Source organism: Archangium gephyra (assembly GCF_042230915.1).
In the GTDB taxonomy this organism is placed as follows: Bacteria; Myxococcota; Myxococcia; order Myxococcales; family Myxococcaceae; genus Archangium; species Archangium gephyra_B.
In genome coordinates, this window is record NZ_CP102578.1 from 6215225 (window position 1) to 6232765 (window position 17541).

Consider the following 17541-nt stretch of genomic DNA (forward strand, 5'->3'; position numbering starts at 1 on the left):
CACGAAGCCGTACGTCCGCATCTGTGCGTCCGCCCTCGTCCTTCTGGCGATGGGTTGTGGCCGGCGTCAGCCCTCACCGTCGCCGTCCGAGATGCTTCCCCCGGTTGGCCCCACCGAGCTGCGCGCCCCCGAGGCGTTCGGCGTCATCACGGACAAGGCCGATCGCTCACGCGCGCTCTTCCTGGAGGCCAGCCGGGTGCTGCTCCACCCGCGCTGCGCCAACTGCCATCCCGATGGGGACTCGCCCTACCAGCGGACCGGGTTGCAGCTGCACGATCCTCCCGTCGTGCGCGGCCCCGAGGATCGCGGCATCCCCGGCATGGAGTGCACGAGCTGCCACCAGGATCGCAACGCCGAGCTGACCCGGGTGCCCGGGGCGCCGAACTGGCACCTCGCCCCCCGGGTGATGGCCTGGGTGGGCCGTACGCCTCGCCAAGTGTGTGAGCAGATCAAGGACCCGTCCCGGAACGGCGGCAAGTCGTTGGCGCAGCTCGTGGAGCACAACGCGCACGATGAGCTGGTGGGCTGGGGCTGGAAGCCCGGCGCGGATCGCGAGCCGGCACCGGGCTCGCAGGAGCGCTTCGGCGCCATCGTAGCGGCATGGGTGGAGTCGGGCGCGGAGTGCCCGAGCGAGGAGGCACGGCCATGAGCATTCGAATCCGTATCAATGGCGTCGACAAGGAGCTCGACGTCGATCCCGAGATGCCGCTGCTCTGGGCCCTGCGCGACGTGCTCGGCCTCACCGGCACGAAGTACGGCTGCGGCCAGGCGCTGTGCGGCGCGTGCACCGTCCACCTGGACGGCCAGACGGTGCGCGCGTGCGTGACGCCCATCCGCCGCGCGGACGGGCACTCGGTGACGACGATTGAAGGGCTCTCGCCGGACGGCAACCACCCCCTGCAGCGCGCCTGGGTGGACCTGGGCGTTCCCCAGTGCGGGTTCTGCCAGGCGGGGCAGCTCATGTGCGCGGCGGCCCTGCTCGCGAAGAAGCCGCAGCCCACCGACACCGAGATCGATCAGTCGCTGGCGGGCAACCTGTGCCGGTGTGGCACGTACACGCGCATCCGCGCGGCCGTGAAGAAGGCCGCGGGACTGGCCGAGGAATAGGGAGGACGCGATGAGCAACCGGCACACGTTGATTGCCCGGCGGACCTTCCTCGCGGGGATGAACCTCGCCGTGGGCGGCCTCGCCCTCGGCTTCTTCTCCAACGACAGCCTCGCGGAAGAGCCGTCCGGGAAGCTCTCCGGACCCAAGCCGAAGACGAGCAACCCGGCCGAGGAGGCCGCTCACGCGGGGCTGAACCCGAACGTCTTCGTGCACGTGGCGCCCGACGGCCTGGTGACGATCGTCTGCCACCGCTCCGAGATGGGCCAGGGCATCCGCAGCTCGCTGCCCGTGCTGATCGCCGACGAGCTCGGCGCGGACATGGCGCGGGTGAAGATCGTCCAGGCGGATGGAGATCCGGCCTACGGCGACCAGAACACGGACGGCTCCAACAGCGTCCGCGGCATCTACGAGGACATGCGCCGGGCGGGCGCCACCGCGCGCGTGATGCTGGTGGCGGCCGCGGCGAAGCGCTGGAAGGTGTCCCCGGACACCTGCGAGGCCAGCAACCACGTCGTGCTCCACCGCCCGAGCCAGCGCAAGCTCGGCTTCGGAGAGCTGGCGCTCGAGGCGGGCAAGCAGACGGTGCCCAAGCCCGCGGACGTCAAGCTCCGGCCCAAGGCGGAGCTGCGCAACGTGGGCAAGGATCTGCCGCTGCTGGACGGGCCCGCCTACGTCAACGGGAGCGCGGTGTTCGGGGCCGACATCCGGCTGCCGGGCATGCTCACGGCGGTGATCGCCCGGCCGCCCATCGTCGGAGCCAAGGTGGCGAAGTACGACGCCAGCCGCGCGCTGGCGATTCCCGGGGTGAAGCGCGTCATCGAGCTTCCGGCACCGAAGGCTCCGTACGCCTTCCAGCCCTGGGGAGGCATCGCCGTCCTCGCGGAGAACACCTGGGCGGCGATGAAGGGCCGCGCCGCCCTGGAGATCATCTGGGACGAGGGCGAGAACGCGGCGTATGACTCGGACGAGTACCGCAAGAAGCTGAGCGCGTCCGTGCAGGCGCCGGGCACGGTGCTGCGCAGCGTGGGAGACGCCGAGGGCGCGCTCGCCAAGGCCGCGCGGGTCCTCGAGGCCGAGTACCACATGCCGCACCTGTCGCACGCGCCCATGGAGCCGCCGGTCGCGGTGGCGCACATCGAGGGGGGCACGTGTGAGATCTGGGCCCCGACGCAGCACCCGCAGGCGGCACGCGGGACGGCGGCCCAGGTGCTGGGACTGCCCCCCGAGAAGGTCACGGTCCACGTGACGTTCCTGGGCGGTGGCTTCGGGCGCAAGTCCAAGGCGGACTTCATCTCCGAGGTGGTGCTGCTCGCGAAGGAGGCGGGCGTGCCGGTGCGCGTGCAGTGGACGCGCGAGGACGACATCCGCCACGACTACTACCACTCCGTCAGCGCGCAGCGGCTGACCGCGGGCCTGGACGAGAGCGGCAAGGTGGTGGCCTGGAGACACCGCACCGCGTTCCCGCCGATCGGCTCCACCTTCGGGCCCGTCAACCGGGCCTCGGCGAGGGACCTGCAGCAGGGCGTGTTGGATCTGGGGATCGCAGTGCCCAACATCCGCGCGGAGGCGTGCGAGGCCAATGCCCACGTGCGTATCGGCTGGCTGCGGTCCGTCTACAACATCTTCCACGCCTTCTCGGTCAACTCGTTCATCGACGAGATCGCCCACGCCCGGGGCCAGGACACGCGGGACGTCCTGCTGGAGGTGCTCGGGCCGGCGCGCGAGGTGAAGACGGTGCAGGAGCTGGGCGTCGAGAGCCTCGCGAACTACGGCCAGCCCCTGGAGAAGCATCCGGTGGACGTGGGCCGCCTGCGGGGCGTCATCGAGCGGGTGACGGAGCTGTCGCGCTGGAGCGACCGGAAGAAGGACGGCAGGGCGCTGGGCCTGGCCGCGCACCGCAGCTTCCTGTCCTACGTGGGAGTGGTCGCGTCGGTGGTGCGCAAGCCGGACGGCAAGGTCGCCGTGGACGAGGCGTGGATCGTGGTGGATGCCGGTACGGTCATCAATCCGGATCGCGTCCGGGCCCAGATGGAGGGCTCGATCATCTTCGGCACGAGCATCGCGCTCTACAGCGGCATCACGATGAAGGGCGGCGCGGTGGAGCAGTCCAACTTCCGCGACTACCGGCTGACGCGCATCGGCGAGGCGCCGCGCAAGATCCACGTGGAGATCGTCCAGAGCGACGCGGCGCCGGGAGGCATCGGCGAGCCCGGTGTGCCGCCCGTGGCGCCGGCCATCGCCAACGCCGTCTTCGCGCTCACGGGGACGCGCGTGCGCGAGCTGCCGATCGCGAAGTCGCTCAAGGTCTGAGCGCGGGGCTCCCCTGCCCTTCCCTTCCCCGACGGGTTCCCATCCCGCCGGGGACTCTCACATGCTCTCGGTCATGGAGGTGGGTCTTGCACGAGTTTCCGCTGACGCTTCACTGGGAAGGTTCCACGGCCGCCGAGTATCCCCGCGATGCCGTGGCCCGCACGACGGGGAAGCAGGACATCGCGGTGAGCGCGGCGTCCTCGTATGGAGGGGATGACGCACGCTGGAACCCCGAGGATCTGTTCGGCGCCTCGCTGGCCACCTGCCACATGCTCACCTTCCTGTCGCTGGCGAAGAAGGTGCGCCTGGACGTGCGCGGCTACGAGGACCATGTCACCGTCACGCTCGACACCGTGGACAAAGTGTCGCGCATCACCCGGGTGCGCCTGGCGCCGACCATCCGCGTGGCCCCCGGCACGGACCCCGCGAAGGTGCGCGAGATGTTCGAGAAGGCCCACAAGTACTGCTTCATCGGCCTGAGCATCACCTCCGAGGTGCTCATGGAGCCCACCATCGAAGAGGCCCGGTAATCCTCCAGCCCATTTCACGGTAGGCCCCGCGAGGCCGGGGTCAGGCCTCCAGGTATTCGTGGAAGAAGGCCGTGGTGGCACGCCACGAGCGCCGCGCGGCGTCCTTGTCGTAGCTCGCCCGGTCCTCGCAGAAGAACCCGTGGGTCACCCCGGAGAACACCGTCAGGGAGTATTGCTTGCCCGCCCTGCTCATCGCCTCGGCGATGCGGCCATGCTCTTCCGGCCGGATGAAGTGGTCCTCCGTGCCGTACCAGAGCTGCATGGGCGCCTGCATGTCCCCCACGCGATCCAGGAGCGTCTTGCGGCCGAAGGCGTCCTCCACCGGGCCGATGCCGCCGCCATAGAACACGGAGGCCGCCTTGAACCGCGACGGCAGCGCGGCGTTCGCGAGGAACGCATACCGGCCCCCCATGCAGAACCCCAGCGCCGCGACCGCCGTCCAGTCCGTCTCCTCCCGGCCCGCCAGGAAATCGAGCGCCCTCTCCGTCTGCGCCATGACGGTGTCGTCGTCCAGCCGCTTCAGGTGGGCGATGGCGTTCGACAGATCCGAGTACGCGTAGACGGCGCCGCCGTAGAGGTCAGGCGTCACCGTGGCGAAGCCCGCGTCGGCGAAGCGCTCGGTCAGCCGCTTGAAGTGATCGTTGAGGCCGTAGGCCTCGATGAAGATCACGACGCACGGAAACGGCCCCGAGCCCTCGGGCCGCGCGTAATAGCCCCGCAGCCCGTCGCCCAGCTCCACCCACTCGCCGCTTGCGTTCATCACCTGCTCCCTTGCTCTTGCAGCTCGCTGATGGAGCGTCACAACCAGAAAGGCCCGCATCCTGTCAACGGCAGAGGGACCGTCTCACGCCAGGGGCAAGGCGGCCCTCCGCGGCGGGCGCTCGGGGCGATTGTCCTGCTGGCAGAACCCCCCGGACAGCCCGGTGCTTCGAACAGCGGTTCGAGAAACTGAAGTAAGGTATGAGCCCAAACTATGAAGCTCATGCTGACCAATCACCATCTGGAGGATCGCGGGGGCTCGGAACTGTACTGCCTGGAGCTCGCCTCCTCGCTGCAACGGGTGGGGCATGAGGTGGCCGTCTTCACCCTGCGGCCGGGGCGCATCTCCGACGAGCTGGCCCGCCGCGGGGTGACGATCTTCACCGCGGGGGACGACGAGCGCATCGAGGCGTTCGAGCCCGACATCCTCCATGTCCACCACGCGCCGTGCCTCTATTACCTGGGGGCGCTCCGGCTGCGCGCGAAGGCGGTGTTCTCCTCGCTGGGCATCATTCCGGCCCTCGAAGCCGCCCCCATCGTCTGGGCGGGAGTGGCCCAGGGGTTGGCGGTATCGGAGGAGGTGCTGGACGCGCTGCGCTCGTCGCGGTTCGGCGCGGAGGTGCCGCTCGCGGTCTTCCGGAACTGGTTCGACGACACCGGGCTGGTGCCAGACGCCCCCGGCCAACCCGAGGAGGCCCGGCGCATCGCGGTGGTGAGCAACCACCTGGATCAGACGCTGGCGAGGGATCTCGATGCGCTCCGCGCCGCCCACCCGGGGCTGGAGTGGACGCACTTCGGCTACCCGAACAACTCCGTGGAGATGAGCCCGGAGCTGCTGCGGGGCTTCGATCGGGTCATCACCATCGGACGGACGGCGCTGCTGGCGGCGGCCCTCCAGAAGCCGTGCCTGCTCTACGACGTGCACGGCTGCGATGGCCTGATGACGCCGGAGCGGCTGGACGCGCAGGCCTCCCGGAACTTCTCCGGCCGGCTGACCCGGTCGCGTCCGTCACGGCAGGAGCTGGAGCACCTGCTGCTGGACGAGGCACGGCGGGTGGATGTGGCCGCGCTCGCGAAGCGCATCTGGCGCGAGTATCCCCTCAGCCGCCGGGTCGAGGAGTTGCTGGCGTTCTACACCCGGCTCCTGGAGGGGAAGACAGCCCTCGGGGAGCAGACCCGGAGCGCCTATGGCCGGGAGGGGACGGTCTACACGGAGTCCTTGCTGGGGCGGCTGCACGCCGAAGCGAGGGAGAGCGCGTTCCGGAACGAGTTCCATGGGCTCCAGCGAGAGACCGAGGCGCTCCGGCGTGAGACCGAAACACTCCGGCGCGAGAACGAAGCGCTCCGGCACGAGTCCGAGGCAAGGGCCGGCGAGATGGCGACCCTGAGGGAAGGCCTCGAAACCGAGCGCACCCTCTCCGCACGACTCCGGACAGAGGTGGGACAGCTCGCGGACGCGCTTGCCATGAAGGAGGCGGAGTCCACGCACCTGGGCTCCGAGTTGGCGGCGATCCGCTCCAGTCTGGCCTGGGAGCTGGTGGGCCGGGTGCGAGGCATCAAGGATCAGTTCATCGCCCTGCCCGGCTCCCGGCGGCGGCTGCTCTACGATCGCCTGCTGCATCGGTTCAAACGGAGGCTTGGCGGAGGGTACGTCTAGGGCACCAGCCGTCCCAGGATCTCACGGCCCCGTGCCTCGAAGGGCGCGTCGCCGTGCTCGCGGGCCCACACCACGGTCGTGAGGGCCTCCAGAGCCCCGCCCACACGCACGAGGTGCTCGTCCCGCGCTTCGAGCGGGCGGCCGTACCCGTGGAAGAAGGCGGCCCGCAGGTCGGGCCGCTGCCCCCACGTCTCGAAGTACAGGCGGGTCAGGTCGCGCAGCCAGGGGTTGAGACGCGCATTGCCGTAATCGATGACGTACGCGGTGAGGTGTCCTCCCGTCAGCTCGGCGAGCCAGTTCCTCGCCGTGAAGTCCCAGTGGCAGGGCACCTGGGGCGGCCAGGGCTCCCGGGCCGCGTCCTCGACGCACCGCCGCACCCACTCGAGCGTGGCGGCGTCGAGCAGGCCCTCCGCGCGCGGTGCCCACGCCTCGAAGCGCTGCCGGAGGCTCGGTGCGAAGGGCGTGTCCTCGCCGGCCTGCGCGTGCAACCGCGCGAGCAGCTCGCCGGCCTGGGCGTGCAGGTCCCGCTCCAGGCGCTCCTCGAGGCCCAGCGTCTCGGCGCGCTGGCCGGGCACGGCCGTCAACAGCAGCAGCCGGCGCTCCCCGTCGCTCGCGACGAGCTGGACGGAGCGTTCACCGAGCGCGGGGGCCCAGTGCACCAGGGCGTGGCGCTCGCGGTCGAACACGCTCTGGCGCCGCTGCTCCTTGAGGATGACCCGGCCAGGGCCCGCGCGCAGTTCCCACACGCGAGACTCTCCGTGCGGCCAGGAGTGGTCGGCGAGCACCTCGAAGGAGCCGAGGTGGGTGCGGACGAAGGCCTCGAGGGCCTCGGGGAAGGCAGGCGGGTGCATGGGCATGCATCCTAGGCGCCTTCCGGCCCGTGGCCCCCCCCTTCAGGGCGAAGTCACTGCCCTGGCGGCGGGCCCCGCTGTCCTCCCATGGGCACGAGGGGAGTACCGCGAGGGCATTGTGAACACACTCCCACCGAAGCCACCTTGACGTGCGTCTGATGTGCGTCTCGTCGTGGAGGGTCTTCGCATGACAATCCGACATCCCATTCCTCGCCGGATCCTCGCGGTGCTGGCCATCTCGCTCTCGGCGAATGCCTTTGCGTCCGTGAGGGCGGCCGGAACCTTCGAGGCGGTGCGCTCCTGCGAGGCCTTCAAGTCCTTCAAGAAGGGCACCAACCCCGGCTTCGTCCGGCTGGAGCCGGGACAGACCTATACGATCGAGGAGCTCAACGAGCAGGACTGGGACTGGATCCGCATCAACGTCCCGGACGTCCGGGACCCGAGCCGCTGGGTGCCCAAGGAGTGCGGCGTGACCCAGCTCATCCCGGGGGAACCCGTTCCCTCCGAGCCTGGTGGCAAGCCGCCCCCTGGAGAGAAACCCGGCGGTGGCGGGCGGGCCCAGTGCAACACCGCCAACACGTACGACAGCAACGTGCTCTCCCTGAGCTGGCAGCCCGGCTTCTGCGAGCACGCCCAGTTCCGCGGGACGAAACCGGAGTGTGAGGCCCTCGAGTCCGGTGAGCTCGCCATCTCGCACCTCACGATTCATGGCCTGTGGCCCAACAAGCGGGCCTGTGGAACCCGCTACGGAGACTGCCGGGGGGCCGCGCTCGACCTCTCCGAGGACACGCTCGCGGAGGTGGGGCCGTGGATGCCGAACCTCATGTTCGGGACGGATTTCGCCACCCATGAATGGGACAAGCACGGCACCTGCCAGGCCAAACCGGACGATGAGTACTTCCTCACCATCAAGCAGCTGGCCGAGGACGTCGATCGTTCCGCGATCGGTGAGTTCATCCGGTCCAACATCGGCAAGGAGATGAGCGTGAACGACTTCTTCGCCCATGTGCGGCGCGAGCTCGGCCCCGAGGTGGAGCAGCGGATTCAATTGCTGTGCGCGGGAGGGCGGTTCCTGCAGGAGCTCCGGCTGAGCCTGCCCCGGGACGTCGTCCCCAGCCTGGACATCGCCAAGATGGTGCAGGGCGCGCCGCCGGTGGTCCCGAGGACGAGCAATTGTAGAACCGACACCATCTACATCGAGCGCTCGGGAAAGGATTGAGGGCGAGGAGCATCGTGCGCCTCAGCGGTTGCCGGAGGCCGCCCGCATCTGGGCCTCCAGCTGCCGCCTCAGGTCGGGCGGGAGTGACTCGAGGCCGTGCACCTGCCCGCCTCCGGCGAAGTCCGGCCGCGGCTGGCGCTTGAACAGCTCGAGGCCCTGGCCCAGCCGGGTGCGCACGCCCTCGTCCACGGCGTAGGTGAGCGCGTCGAGCGTGCTCCGGGCGAACAGCTCCTTCGCGCTGTTCGCCACCGCTGGCGCCTCCTTGCCCAACCGAAGCGTCTGGACAGGCCCGCCCTCCACGCTCACCTCCACGAGCGCGGCCGGCGAGGCGAGCCCCACCTGCCCATCCGTCACCTGTGCCTCGATGACGCGGTTTGCGCGAAGGCTCCGCAACCAGGCCAGCTGCACGTCCACCTGCGAGGGGTCGAGCTCGAAGCCGTCCGGGAGCTTCCCCGGTTCCGAGAGCTTCCACCCCTCCCCTTCCTTCACCACCACGGCCGTCTTGCCTCCGGCCTGGACCTTGAGCTTCGTGACCTTCGCCGGCTCGAAGCTGAAGAGGCTCATGTCCCGGAAGTCCACGAGGCGCTTGCGCAGCTGCGCGGCCGTGTACTGCGAGAGCTGGTACACCTGCGCATCGCCCTCGACCCGGGCCGGGACGGTGCCAGCGCCATCCTTCGCCTCGGGCTGACGGCCCAGGTGCACCACCACCTTCTTGCCGTCCTGGAGCTGCGCCTCCACGCTGTCGTGCGCCTCGGCGAGTCCCGTAGCCGCGTCCGCCGCGGCCTCCCCCTCGAGGAAGTCCTGCGCGGACAGGCTCGCCAGCTGCTGAGCGAGCCGCTGGGCCTCCTGCGCGCTGAACCGGAAGCCCGCGGGCGTCTGCGTCCCCTCCGCGAGGTTCCACTCCCCGGGCTCGCTCCCGACTTCTTCAGGGTGATGCTCTCCCCCTCCTTCGACCGAAGGACGAGCTGGGAGATCTTCTCCGCCTCGAGCGACACGAGCTGACGCTTGCGCCAGTCCTTGAGTTCCTTGCGCACGGTCCAGTCCAGTCGGCCCCGGTGCGCGAAGACGTCATTGCTGCCCGCCTGCCGGAGGTACACCCCGCCATTCCGGGCGTTCTTCCCGAGCACCCACTCCACGGCCGGCCCGCCGCCATGGATGACCTTGAGCTTCAGCCCCTTCGCGTCATCCAGCTCGTACTCCGCCAGCCGCTCGGCCCGATCGGTGACGAAGTCCGGGTTCTTCACCTCCCCCAGCGCTTCGATCACGGTGTTCACCAGGCGCTCGTCCGCCGCGTACTTCGTGTCCGGCTTGCCCGGGTCCGCCACGATCCAGCCTTCGCCCTCCTTGCGGAGGGTGGCCCCGCGGGCCCCCGTGAGCTCGAGCGCGGTGACTCGCGCCTTGTCCAGCTTCGGCGGTTCCAGCTTGCGGACTCCCACGCTGACCTGCCGCTCGCGGGTAGCGAGCACCAGCACGAGCAGCACGGCGAACGCGCCAAGGGCGATGAGCGTTCCTCTCTTCATGGCTCTTCCTCAGCTGTGATTCAGACGGTGACAGTGGCCCGACGCGACTCCCGCATCCGCCAGCGGACGAGCCCGAAGGCGGCGAGCGCGAAGGGAATCCCGAAGGCATTGCCGAACTTGACGGCGTTGCGCGTCGTGGCGCTCAGCTCCGGCTGGAGGGACGCCTCGGCGAGGCCGCGGGTGCGCATCGCCAGGAGCGCGGGATCCAGCAGCAGCCAGTCCGCGACGTTCAGCAGCAGCGCCTGGTTGGGCCGGCCCATGAAGTCGTCCCACAGCGCCGCCGAGCCGCCCGCCACGATGATCCGAGGCTCGCCCTTGCTCTCCGCGAGCACGGGCGTCCCGTTGGCGGTGCTGGTCTGCGCCTCCGCGGCGAAGTGGCTCTTCAACTTCCCGCTCACCTGCACCATGAGCGGGTGTGGACCGTCCGGGGTGATCGTCTCCGAGCGCCAGTCCCGCCGCGGATCGATGTTGTAGGGCTTGTTCTCCAGCCAGCTCTTGCGCGAGGACTTCGCGAGCACCGTCACCTGGACGCCCTCGGGCGCGGTGGCGGTGACGGTGGTGCTGAACGGCAGGGAGAGCCCCGAGAGGCCCTGGGTGACGGGGCTGTCGCCCTCGAGCCGCTCGAGCAGCGGGATGAACGGGTACGGCACCGGCATCGAGACGACCATGAAGCCGCGGCGCTCCTGGACGCTCAACTGCGCCGACTCGACATCCGCCACCAGCTGGTCGCCGACCTTGATGCCCCACGTCTCCAGCAGGGGCCCGAGCCCATGCGTGGCCTCACTCGGCTCGAAGGTCTTCAGGTCCACCTGGACGGAGTCGAGGAAGAACGCCACGCTCCGGCCCTCCATCACGAACTGGTCGATGGCCTTCAGCTCGTTCTTCTGGAACGCCGTCTTCGGGCCGATGACGAGCAGCGCGTCCACGTCCGCGTCCACACGCTCCTTGCCGGACAGGTCCACCGGGCGGACCTCGTACAGCTGGCTGAGCAGCGTCTGCAGCCGCGTGAGCTTCTCCTGGAGCGCGGGCGCGTCGTGGCCCTGCACCACCCCGAGCACCGGCGTCTTCGGACGCGTCAGCTTGCGCACCAGCGTGGTCAGGTCGTACTCGAGCGTCCGGACGTCCTGGACGACGGGGATGACCTCCTTCTTCTCCTGGTGCTGGATGACGATGCCCATGTAGGCGCGCTTCGTCTGCATCTGATCGTCCTCGATGACGCGGATCTCCACGGGCTGGACGCCCACCTGCGCCAGCTCGCGCTCCACCGAGGTCGGCTCCCGGAAGACTCGGCCGAAGATGTCGCGCTTCGTCTCCTTCTTGGTCTCCTGGTCCTCGGCCGTCTCCTGGCTCATGGGGTCCAGGAACTCGAAGGAGAGCCGGCCCTTGGAGGCGGCGCGGAACTCCTCGAGCAGATCCCTCACGTAGCGGGCGTTGCCCGAGTACGGAGGCGGCAGCTCCTCGGTGAAGTACGCCGTGACGGTGACGGGATCCTCGAGTCCCGCCATGGTGTCCTTCGAGGCCTGGGCCAGCGTGTAGAGCCCGTCACGGGTCGCATCGAAGCGGCCGAACGTGCGCACGGCCAGGATGTTGATGAGCACCAGGCAGCCGACGATGGCCGCCAGGAAGATGTTCGCGTTGGAGGAACCGGGTTTCATCGTCAACCTCACTGACGGACGTTGCCCAGGGTGCGCGTGGTCAGCGCCAGTCCCACGCCCGTGAGCGACAGGTAGAAGAGGAGATCTCGCGTATCCAGCACGCCGCGCGCGATGTTCGCGAAGTGGTAGTCCACCGAGAGGTACTGGAGCAGCTCACCGATCGACTCGGGCAGCACCATCGCGAACTTGTCGATGAAGTAGAAGGCGAAGCACAGCAACAGCCCGATGATGAAGCCGACGATCTGGTTGCGGCTGAGAGCGCTCGCCCAGAGCCCGAGCGCCAGGAAGCTGGAGGCCATCAGCAGCAGCCCCAGGTAGCCCATCACCACCGGCCCCCAGTCGAAGCGGGCGCCCTCGGCGGTGAGGCCCGCCACGGTGAGCGGATAGGGCAGCGTCCACAGCAGGCCCACCGCGACCATCCCCAGCGCCGCGAGGAACTTGCCCGCCACCACCTCCCAGTCCCGCAGGGGCATGCTGAGCAGCAGCTCCAACGTGCCGCTCTTGCGCTCCTCGGCCAGCAGCCGCATCGTCACCGCGGGCGCGAAGACGACGAACAGCACCGGGGCGATGCTGAAGAACGCCCGCAGCGAGGCCTGTCCGGCGACGAAGACGGTACTGAAATACAGCCAGCCCGCCACGACCAGGAACACGCCGATGACGATGTACGCGACGGGCGAGTTGAAGAAACTCCTGAACTCACGCCTGGCGACGGCCAGTGTCGTTCCCATTCTCTACCTCGTGATGTCGGATGTATCGGAGCCCGCTCAGGCCGCCAGCGGCGGCACCTGAGGCGCCTGCGGGCCGCGTGGACCCTCGCCTCCGGTGAGCTTGCGGAACGTCTCTTCCAGGCTGACGTGCTGCCGCTTCACCTCGAGCAGGCACAGCTCGTGGCGCACGGCGGCCTCGAAGAGCGAACGGCGGATGTCCTCGTCGCCGTAGCGCAACCGGAAGCCCAGCGTCCCACTCCCCTCCCCCTCGGCCGGCTCCACGCCCGTGACGCCAGCCACGCGCTCGAGCACCGAGCGGACCTGGTCCGGCTGCAGCGTGGCGCCCGTCCTCGACGCGAGCACGACGGTGACGGTGCCGCCCTCGCCCTTCCCCAGCCGCTCCGGCGCGTCGTCCGCGACCAGCCGCCCATCGTTGATGATGAGCACCCGGCTGCAGGTGCTCTGCACCTCGCTGAGGATGTGCGTGCTGAGAATGACCGTCTTCTCCTTCCCCAGCTCCTTGATGAGGCCGCGGATCTCGACGATCTGGTTGGGGTCGAGGCCCGTGGTCGGCTCGTCGAGGATGAGCAGATAAGGATCGTGCACGATGGCCTGCGCCAGGCCCACGCGCTGCCGGTAGCCCTTCGACAGCTGGTGGATGTCCTTGCCCAGCACCGCGCGCAGACCACAGCGCTCCACCGCGCTGCGAATCCGCTCGGTGCGTTGGGCCTTGGGAATGCCCCGCACGTCGGCGATGAAGTCCAGGAAGTCCCAGACCATCATCTCCTCGTAGAGGGGATTGTTCTCGGGCAGGTACCCGATCAACCGCCGCGACGCGACCGGATCGGCGGTGACGTCGATGCCATTGACGCTCGCCGTGCCGGATGTCGGCGTCACGAAACCGGCGAGTATCTTCATCGTGGTGGACTTGCCGGCCCCATTGGGCCCGAGGAACCCCACCACCTGTCCTCGGGGGACTTCGAAGCTGACCCCCCGCAGCGCCTGCGTGGCTCCGTAGCTCTTGGTCAGTCCTTCGATCCGGATCATTGGTTGAGTCACGACCTCACCCCATGAAACGAACGGTTTTGTTCCAAACGCCGTCTGCACTTAAGACAGCGATCGGCGCTGTCAACTCGACCTCGTGCGGATTTATTTCCGCATCCGGGCGGCCGTGGATTTCAACTGGAGTGAAACGCGAGTACGAGGTAGGGCGCCGCGTTCGCCCAGAGCCCAGCCTGCTACGCGCGCTTCTTCGCCACGGTCTTCTTCGCGGCCGGCTTTTTCGCCACGGTCTTCTTCGCGGCCGGCTTGCTCTTCGCGGCGGCGGGGGACTTCTTCTTTTCCGGCGGCCGGATGACGGACTCGTAGTGCGCGATGTACGCCTTCGCGGGCGTACGGCGGATGGTTTCGCCGAGCACGTCGAGCGCGACGTCCTCGAGCTTCTTGAAGCGCACGCACGACTTGCCCATGTCGAGCTTCTTGCCCGTCTTCGCCCAGGCGTCGCGGAACCACTTCTCCTGCTCCGGCTGGCCGTAGACGCCCATCAGGTAGACGGCCATGTGGTTCTTCTGCGAGGCCAGCGCGGCGAACGGCAGCGGCTGCTTCGGATCGCAGTGGTAGCCCGCGGGGAATACCTTGTGCGGGACGTAGTAGCCGATCATCCCGTACTGGATGCCCTCCTCGTAGTTCTTGTCGAGGTTCTCGCGGATGACCGCACGCACGGCGGAGATCGCCGCGCGGCGGTCCTCCGGAAGCGAGGCAAGGTACTGGTCAACGGTGGTGGCTTTGCTCTGCATGGGGCCGCGAGTGTAGCGGCCCTGCATCGGCACGGAAGATCTCGCGCCCCGGCTCCATGACGAAATCGAAGTCGACCCAGGTGGCCGCGAGGGCCTTCTGTCCCCCAGGTTCGAGGCCGAGATCGGCCGTGAAGGGGTGGCTGGCGTGATCGCCCCAGCTCACCTGGAACGTGCCAGGAATCGGGCCATACCCCCGCAGGGTCCGCACGGCCGCCTTCGCCTCGATGATGGCCTGGTAGCAGGCGCGATCCGTGTGCTGGACGTCACGGAACTGCTTCAAGAACGCGATCGTCACCTCGTTCGCGGTGAAGCTCCGCGCGAGCGACGAGGCCCACGCGCCCGATGAATCGATCGGCCGCAGCACCTCCCCGAGCATCCCGGCAACGGAGCGCAGCGGGCCCGGGGTGGCCTGGCTCCGCGTCACCTCGAGGATGCGAGCCCGGGTGCCGCACGTCTCGGGGGTATTCCGGGCGAGCACCTCCCCCACCACCGAGAGGTAATCGAGCGCGTGCTCCGAGCGGCGCACCTCCATCTCGGTCACGCTCTTAGGAAAGCCGTAGATCTCACGCCCGGCGGCCGCGGCGGCGCCGGTCGAGACGAAGACATGGGGAAGGAACCAGACGAGCCGGTCGGGGATCAGCCTCCCCTTCCCCGGGCGCATGGCCCAGGCCGGCACCCAGAAGGCCACGTCGGTCTCGGGCATGTAGCCCAGGCGGCGGTGCTCCGGATCCCCGGAGAACGCGCGCCCGGCGAAGGCCGCGGCGAGCACGACGAAGGGAGCCGCGGGCACGTAACGCACGTGCCCTTGCGCGGGGATGTTCAAGTAACGATCGAGCAGCGCGCCCAGCGCATCCCGCCGGGCCTTCAGCACGAGCGCGGTCATCGAGACCTCTTCCAGCATGTAGGGCGAGCGCAGCGCCATCTCTCCGGGACGGTCGACATAGCGAGGCAACGCGACCTTGGGCTCCACGCGCCGCCGTGGAACCTCGCCGACGATGGAGACCGGCGCACCGAGCGCCCTCGCCGCCATCAGGCCGGACATCGTGGCTGCCTCAATGCAGCCGAGGTCATAGCCGGTCCGGGTCCAGTCGCCCGCCAGGACGAGCCCCTCGAACCCCGACTCATCGGGAGCGATGCGGTACTTCTGCGTGCCTGGCAGTGACAGCACGTAGCGGTCCGAAGGCTCCGCGTTGACGCGCAGGTATTGGGCGCGCAGGCGCTCGGGCCCGGTGCGGCCTTCCGGATCGAAGAGCCCCTCCCACCGGAGACTCCCGCGCGAGTCCGCGCCGCCCGGCCAGAGGTGCGGCAGGTGCTCCTCGAGGATGCCACGCGCGACTCCCTCCAACTCCGCGCGGTCGCCGGCTCGCGGATCATCCACGGAGACAGGGTCGTCGCCCTGCCCGAGCTGGCCGCAGGCGTAGAGAATCCCTCGCACGCCGTCGCGCTCCTTCCAGCCCTCGGCCGGGATGAGGTGCGACATGTCCGCCCAGGTCTCGAGCGGCACCCGGTAGGCCGTCGTGACGGGCGCGGCCTCGTTCGAGGCGAGCTGCCCGATGGGCGTGGTCACCCAGAGCTGCATCGACACCGTGCGGACCGTCTTGACGTGCTCGACCATGCGCTGCCACCGCGGGCTCGCCGCGATGAGCTCCGGGGCGACGAACGGCAGCGCTCCAATCGAGATCCCCAGCACGACATGATGGAAGTCATCACCCAGGTGCAGCGTGCGTTGCTCGACGGGGCGCCAGTCGCTCCAGAAGGAGGCGAACTTCGCGCCGTGGCGGGCGAGCGCCTCACCCTCGACGAGCTGCTCGTAGAGGGGCTGCTCGGGCCAGCACGGCAGTCCCCCGACATCGATGAGCGGGTGATACTCGCCGGATTTGGGCGTCGCCTGCCGGCCGATGACGACGCGCTCGACGCGCCGCTGGTCGGCGGAGAGCTCGAGCCGCTCCACGCGGTGGAAGAACTCGAAACGCACACCGCGCCGCCGCAGCACCTCGTACAGGGGCGCGATGACGGTCTCGCCCATGCCCGCGCGCATCTTGTAGAAGATGGCGCCGCGGTAGCACGTGAACATGCGGATCATCCCGAGCAGGGCGAGCCCCGCCCCCGCACCGCCACCGTCGCAGAAGGCGAGGTGGTAGAAGGCGCGGACCAGCCCGCTCGACACCGTCATCTCCGAGGCGCCGTACTTGCGCAGCCAGTCACTGAAGTCGAGCTCGTCGAGCGCCTCGAAGTCACCGTCCGGCCCGAAGACGCCCTCGCGCAGGAGGCCGATCAAACAGACGGCGCTGTACTCGAGGACGACCCACAAGCGCCGCAGCTGGGTATCGGACTCGAGGTCGCGCCGTGCCAGGACCCGGAGCCGATCGAGTACGGTCCCGACCCCCTCGGCGACGGTGCGCGCCGCCCTGCCCACGAGCACGGACGCCTGGAGCGCGAGCACGTGCTTGAGCAGGCCCCGGAGCTGCCCGGCCACGTCCTCGGCCTCGGGCAGGGCACTCCGCCACTGCGTCCACCAGTCCATCGCATACCGGAGCACCTGCGCGGTGGCGGCACGGAGGGAGTCCGCGGGGCTCGGCAGCGGGCGCCCATCGCCGGGCCACTCGCTGGTCTCCGGGAAGTCGACGCTCCAGTGCTCCCAGCCGCGCGGCGTCTGCTCTCCGACGACAATGGCACTGTGCTTGATGAAGGCATCGCGCACCGTGCGCATCGCGGCGCCCGGGGGACGGCCCAGTTCCTCATAGCAGCGGCGCAGCAGCGTGAAGGCGTTCTCGTAATACCCGAGCCAGACGTGCAGGCCGTGCTCCTCGATGCGTCCGTGCGCCTCCCGGTTGCGGACGCTCGCGCCCTTTCCGCCGAGCAGCCAGCCGTCTTGATAGACGGTGAGCTCGTAGCGCTCGCGGAGCGCTGGCGTGTCGGTCAGGGCGAAGGCGGCCGAGAGCGAGGCCATGCCTCCACCGAGGATGGCGATCTTCTCGCGAGGGGGTAGATGGGGAGTGGGCGAATGCATAGCGCGGGAGAGACGCCTCCGTGACGGTGTGAGCGGCCCCCCTCGTCCCACACGCATGCCTGCCCGGTCCAGGGGCGGGAACCCCCACGACGGCCTTCACGCCGCGCGCGGCGTAGGAGGGGCACCGTGGGGGCTTCATCTTTCGTAATGCTTTTGGTACAAACACTTTCAAACCAAACACTTTCAGGCCCAAGCGCCAACCCTGGGGCAATTCATCCTCATGCCTGGGACAGATGGGGCAATTAGGGCCACCCCCTGCCGAGCGCTGAATCCGGCGGAGATCAGCCGCTTGCACGGAGCGGATGTAAAACCCAGGTACGTTCGGGGCCGTGCCGGATGTGACATCCGTGCTCCACCCGGGTCCTCCGGGATATGCGGGCTCAGAGGGAATTCACCGGGTTCATGGGTTGGCCCGATCC

At 69.2% G+C, this 17541-nt stretch carries 15 protein-coding genes; 6 read left to right on the top strand and 9 right to left on the bottom strand.

Annotated elements, in window-relative coordinates:
* Positions 1-49: 49 nt before the first annotated feature.
* The 4 genes from NR798_RS24420 to NR798_RS24435 all read left to right on the top strand — a co-directional run bounded on the left by NR798_RS24420 (position 50) and on the right by NR798_RS24435 (position 3948).
* Positions 50-649 (top strand): Isoquinoline 1-oxidoreductase subunit, encoded by a 600-nt coding sequence (locus NR798_RS24420; protein WP_375773818.1) that lies wholly within the window; start codon positions 50-52, stop codon positions 647-649.
* A complete protein-coding gene (locus NR798_RS24425; protein WP_375764884.1) occupies positions 646-1107 on the top strand; it encodes a (2Fe-2S)-binding protein in 462 nt (153 codons plus the stop codon). Before NR798_RS24420 ends, NR798_RS24425 begins: the two co-directional genes overlap by 4 nt.
* 10 nt (positions 1108-1117) lie before the next feature.
* Entirely contained in the window at positions 1118-3418 is a 2301-nt protein-coding gene (locus NR798_RS24430) for a molybdopterin cofactor-binding domain-containing protein (protein WP_375764885.1), read from the top strand.
* Between the two features lie 86 nt (positions 3419-3504).
* Complete coding sequence (locus NR798_RS24435) at positions 3505-3948, top strand: OsmC family protein (protein WP_375764886.1); 444 nt, start codon at positions 3505-3507, stop codon at positions 3946-3948.
* Positions 3949-3988: 40 nt separating this feature from the next.
* Here NR798_RS24435 and NR798_RS24440 read toward each other — a convergent pair whose 3' ends face one another.
* Entirely contained in the window at positions 3989-4708 is a 720-nt protein-coding gene (locus NR798_RS24440; protein ID WP_375764887.1) for a dienelactone hydrolase family protein, read from the bottom strand.
* 213 nt (positions 4709-4921) lie between these two features.
* Between NR798_RS24440 and NR798_RS24445 the strand changes: the two genes are divergently transcribed.
* Positions 4922-6364 carry a glycosyltransferase gene (locus tag NR798_RS24445; protein ID WP_375764888.1) on the top strand — a complete coding sequence of 481 codons (1443 nt, stop codon included), beginning with the start codon at positions 4922-4924 and terminating at the stop codon, positions 6362-6364.
* Here the strand turns inward: NR798_RS24445 and NR798_RS24450 are convergent.
* A complete protein-coding gene (locus NR798_RS24450) occupies positions 6361-7215 on the bottom strand; it encodes a phosphotransferase (RefSeq protein ID WP_375764889.1) in 855 nt (284 codons plus the stop codon). The genes NR798_RS24445 and NR798_RS24450 overlap by 4 nt on opposite strands.
* Positions 7216-7402: 187 nt before the next feature.
* Here NR798_RS24450 and NR798_RS24455 point away from each other — a divergent pair, with 187 nt between their 5' ends.
* Positions 7403-8434: a hypothetical protein gene (locus tag NR798_RS24455; RefSeq protein ID WP_375764890.1), complete on the top strand. Its 1032-nt coding sequence runs from the start codon at positions 7403-7405 to the stop codon at positions 8432-8434.
* 21 nt (positions 8435-8455) lie between these two features.
* On the opposite strand, the gene NR798_RS24460 is transcribed toward NR798_RS24455, so the two are convergent.
* From NR798_RS24460 to NR798_RS24490, 7 genes are all read right to left on the bottom strand, one after another.
* A complete protein-coding gene (locus NR798_RS24460) occupies positions 8456-9061 on the bottom strand; it encodes a DUF4340 domain-containing protein (RefSeq protein ID WP_375764891.1) in 606 nt (201 codons plus the stop codon).
* Positions 8995-9954, bottom strand: coding sequence for a DUF4340 domain-containing protein (locus NR798_RS24465; RefSeq protein WP_375764892.1), 960 nt, complete (start codon positions 9952-9954; stop codon positions 8995-8997). The genes NR798_RS24460 and NR798_RS24465 overlap by 67 nt, the downstream gene beginning before the upstream one ends.
* Positions 9955-9974: 20 nt before the next feature.
* Complete coding sequence (locus NR798_RS24470; RefSeq protein ID WP_375764893.1) at positions 9975-11609, bottom strand: GldG family protein; 1635 nt, start codon at positions 11607-11609, stop codon at positions 9975-9977.
* 8 nt (positions 11610-11617) lie between these two features.
* On the bottom strand, positions 11618-12337 hold the full coding sequence (locus NR798_RS24475) for an ABC transporter permease subunit (RefSeq protein ID WP_375764894.1): 720 nt from the start codon (positions 12335-12337) through the stop codon (positions 11618-11620).
* A 36-nt stretch (positions 12338-12373) separates the two neighbouring features.
* Positions 12374-13363 carry an ATP-binding cassette domain-containing protein gene (locus NR798_RS24480; protein WP_375764895.1) on the bottom strand — a complete coding sequence of 330 codons (990 nt, stop codon included), beginning with the start codon at positions 13361-13363 and terminating at the stop codon, positions 12374-12376.
* Positions 13364-13554: 191 nt separating this feature from the next.
* Positions 13555-14112 carry a DUF1801 domain-containing protein gene (locus NR798_RS24485; protein ID WP_375764896.1) on the bottom strand — a complete coding sequence of 186 codons (558 nt, stop codon included), beginning with the start codon at positions 14110-14112 and terminating at the stop codon, positions 13555-13557.
* Complete coding sequence (locus NR798_RS24490) at positions 14087-17179, bottom strand: NAD(P)-binding protein (RefSeq protein ID WP_375764897.1); 3093 nt, start codon at positions 17177-17179, stop codon at positions 14087-14089. The genes NR798_RS24485 and NR798_RS24490 overlap by 26 nt, the downstream gene beginning before the upstream one ends.
* Positions 17180-17541 lie beyond the last annotated feature (362 nt).

Coding starts and splice junctions, on each gene's coding strand:
- NR798_RS24490 (WP_375764897.1), bottom strand. CDS start 17,179: ATGCGTGTGGGACGAGGGGGGCCGCTCACACCGTCACGGAGGCGTCTC.
- NR798_RS24425 (WP_375764884.1), top strand. CDS start 646: ATGAGCATTCGAATCCGTATCAATGGCGTCGACAAGGAGCTCGACGTC.
- NR798_RS24450 (WP_375764889.1), bottom strand. CDS start 7,215: ATGCACCCGCCTGCCTTCCCCGAGGCCCTCGAGGCCTTCGTCCGCACC.
- NR798_RS24430 (WP_375764885.1), top strand. CDS start 1,118: ATGAGCAACCGGCACACGTTGATTGCCCGGCGGACCTTCCTCGCGGGG.
- NR798_RS24420 (WP_375773818.1), top strand. CDS start 50: ATGGGTTGTGGCCGGCGTCAGCCCTCACCGTCGCCGTCCGAGATGCTT.
- NR798_RS24440 (WP_375764887.1), bottom strand. CDS start 4,708: ATGAACGCAAGCGGCGAGTGGGTGGAGCTGGGCGACGGGCTGCGGGGC.
- NR798_RS24445 (WP_375764888.1), top strand. CDS start 4,922: ATGAAGCTCATGCTGACCAATCACCATCTGGAGGATCGCGGGGGCTCG.
- NR798_RS24455 (WP_375764890.1), top strand. CDS start 7,403: ATGACAATCCGACATCCCATTCCTCGCCGGATCCTCGCGGTGCTGGCC.
- NR798_RS24465 (WP_375764892.1), bottom strand. CDS start 9,954: ATGAAGAGAGGAACGCTCATCGCCCTTGGCGCGTTCGCCGTGCTGCTC.
- NR798_RS24475 (WP_375764894.1), bottom strand. CDS start 12,337: ATGGGAACGACACTGGCCGTCGCCAGGCGTGAGTTCAGGAGTTTCTTC.
- NR798_RS24480 (WP_375764895.1), bottom strand. CDS start 13,363: ATGATCCGGATCGAAGGACTGACCAAGAGCTACGGAGCCACGCAGGCG.
- NR798_RS24485 (WP_375764896.1), bottom strand. CDS start 14,112: ATGCAGAGCAAAGCCACCACCGTTGACCAGTACCTTGCCTCGCTTCCG.
- NR798_RS24470 (WP_375764893.1), bottom strand. CDS start 11,609: ATGAAACCCGGTTCCTCCAACGCGAACATCTTCCTGGCGGCCATCGTC.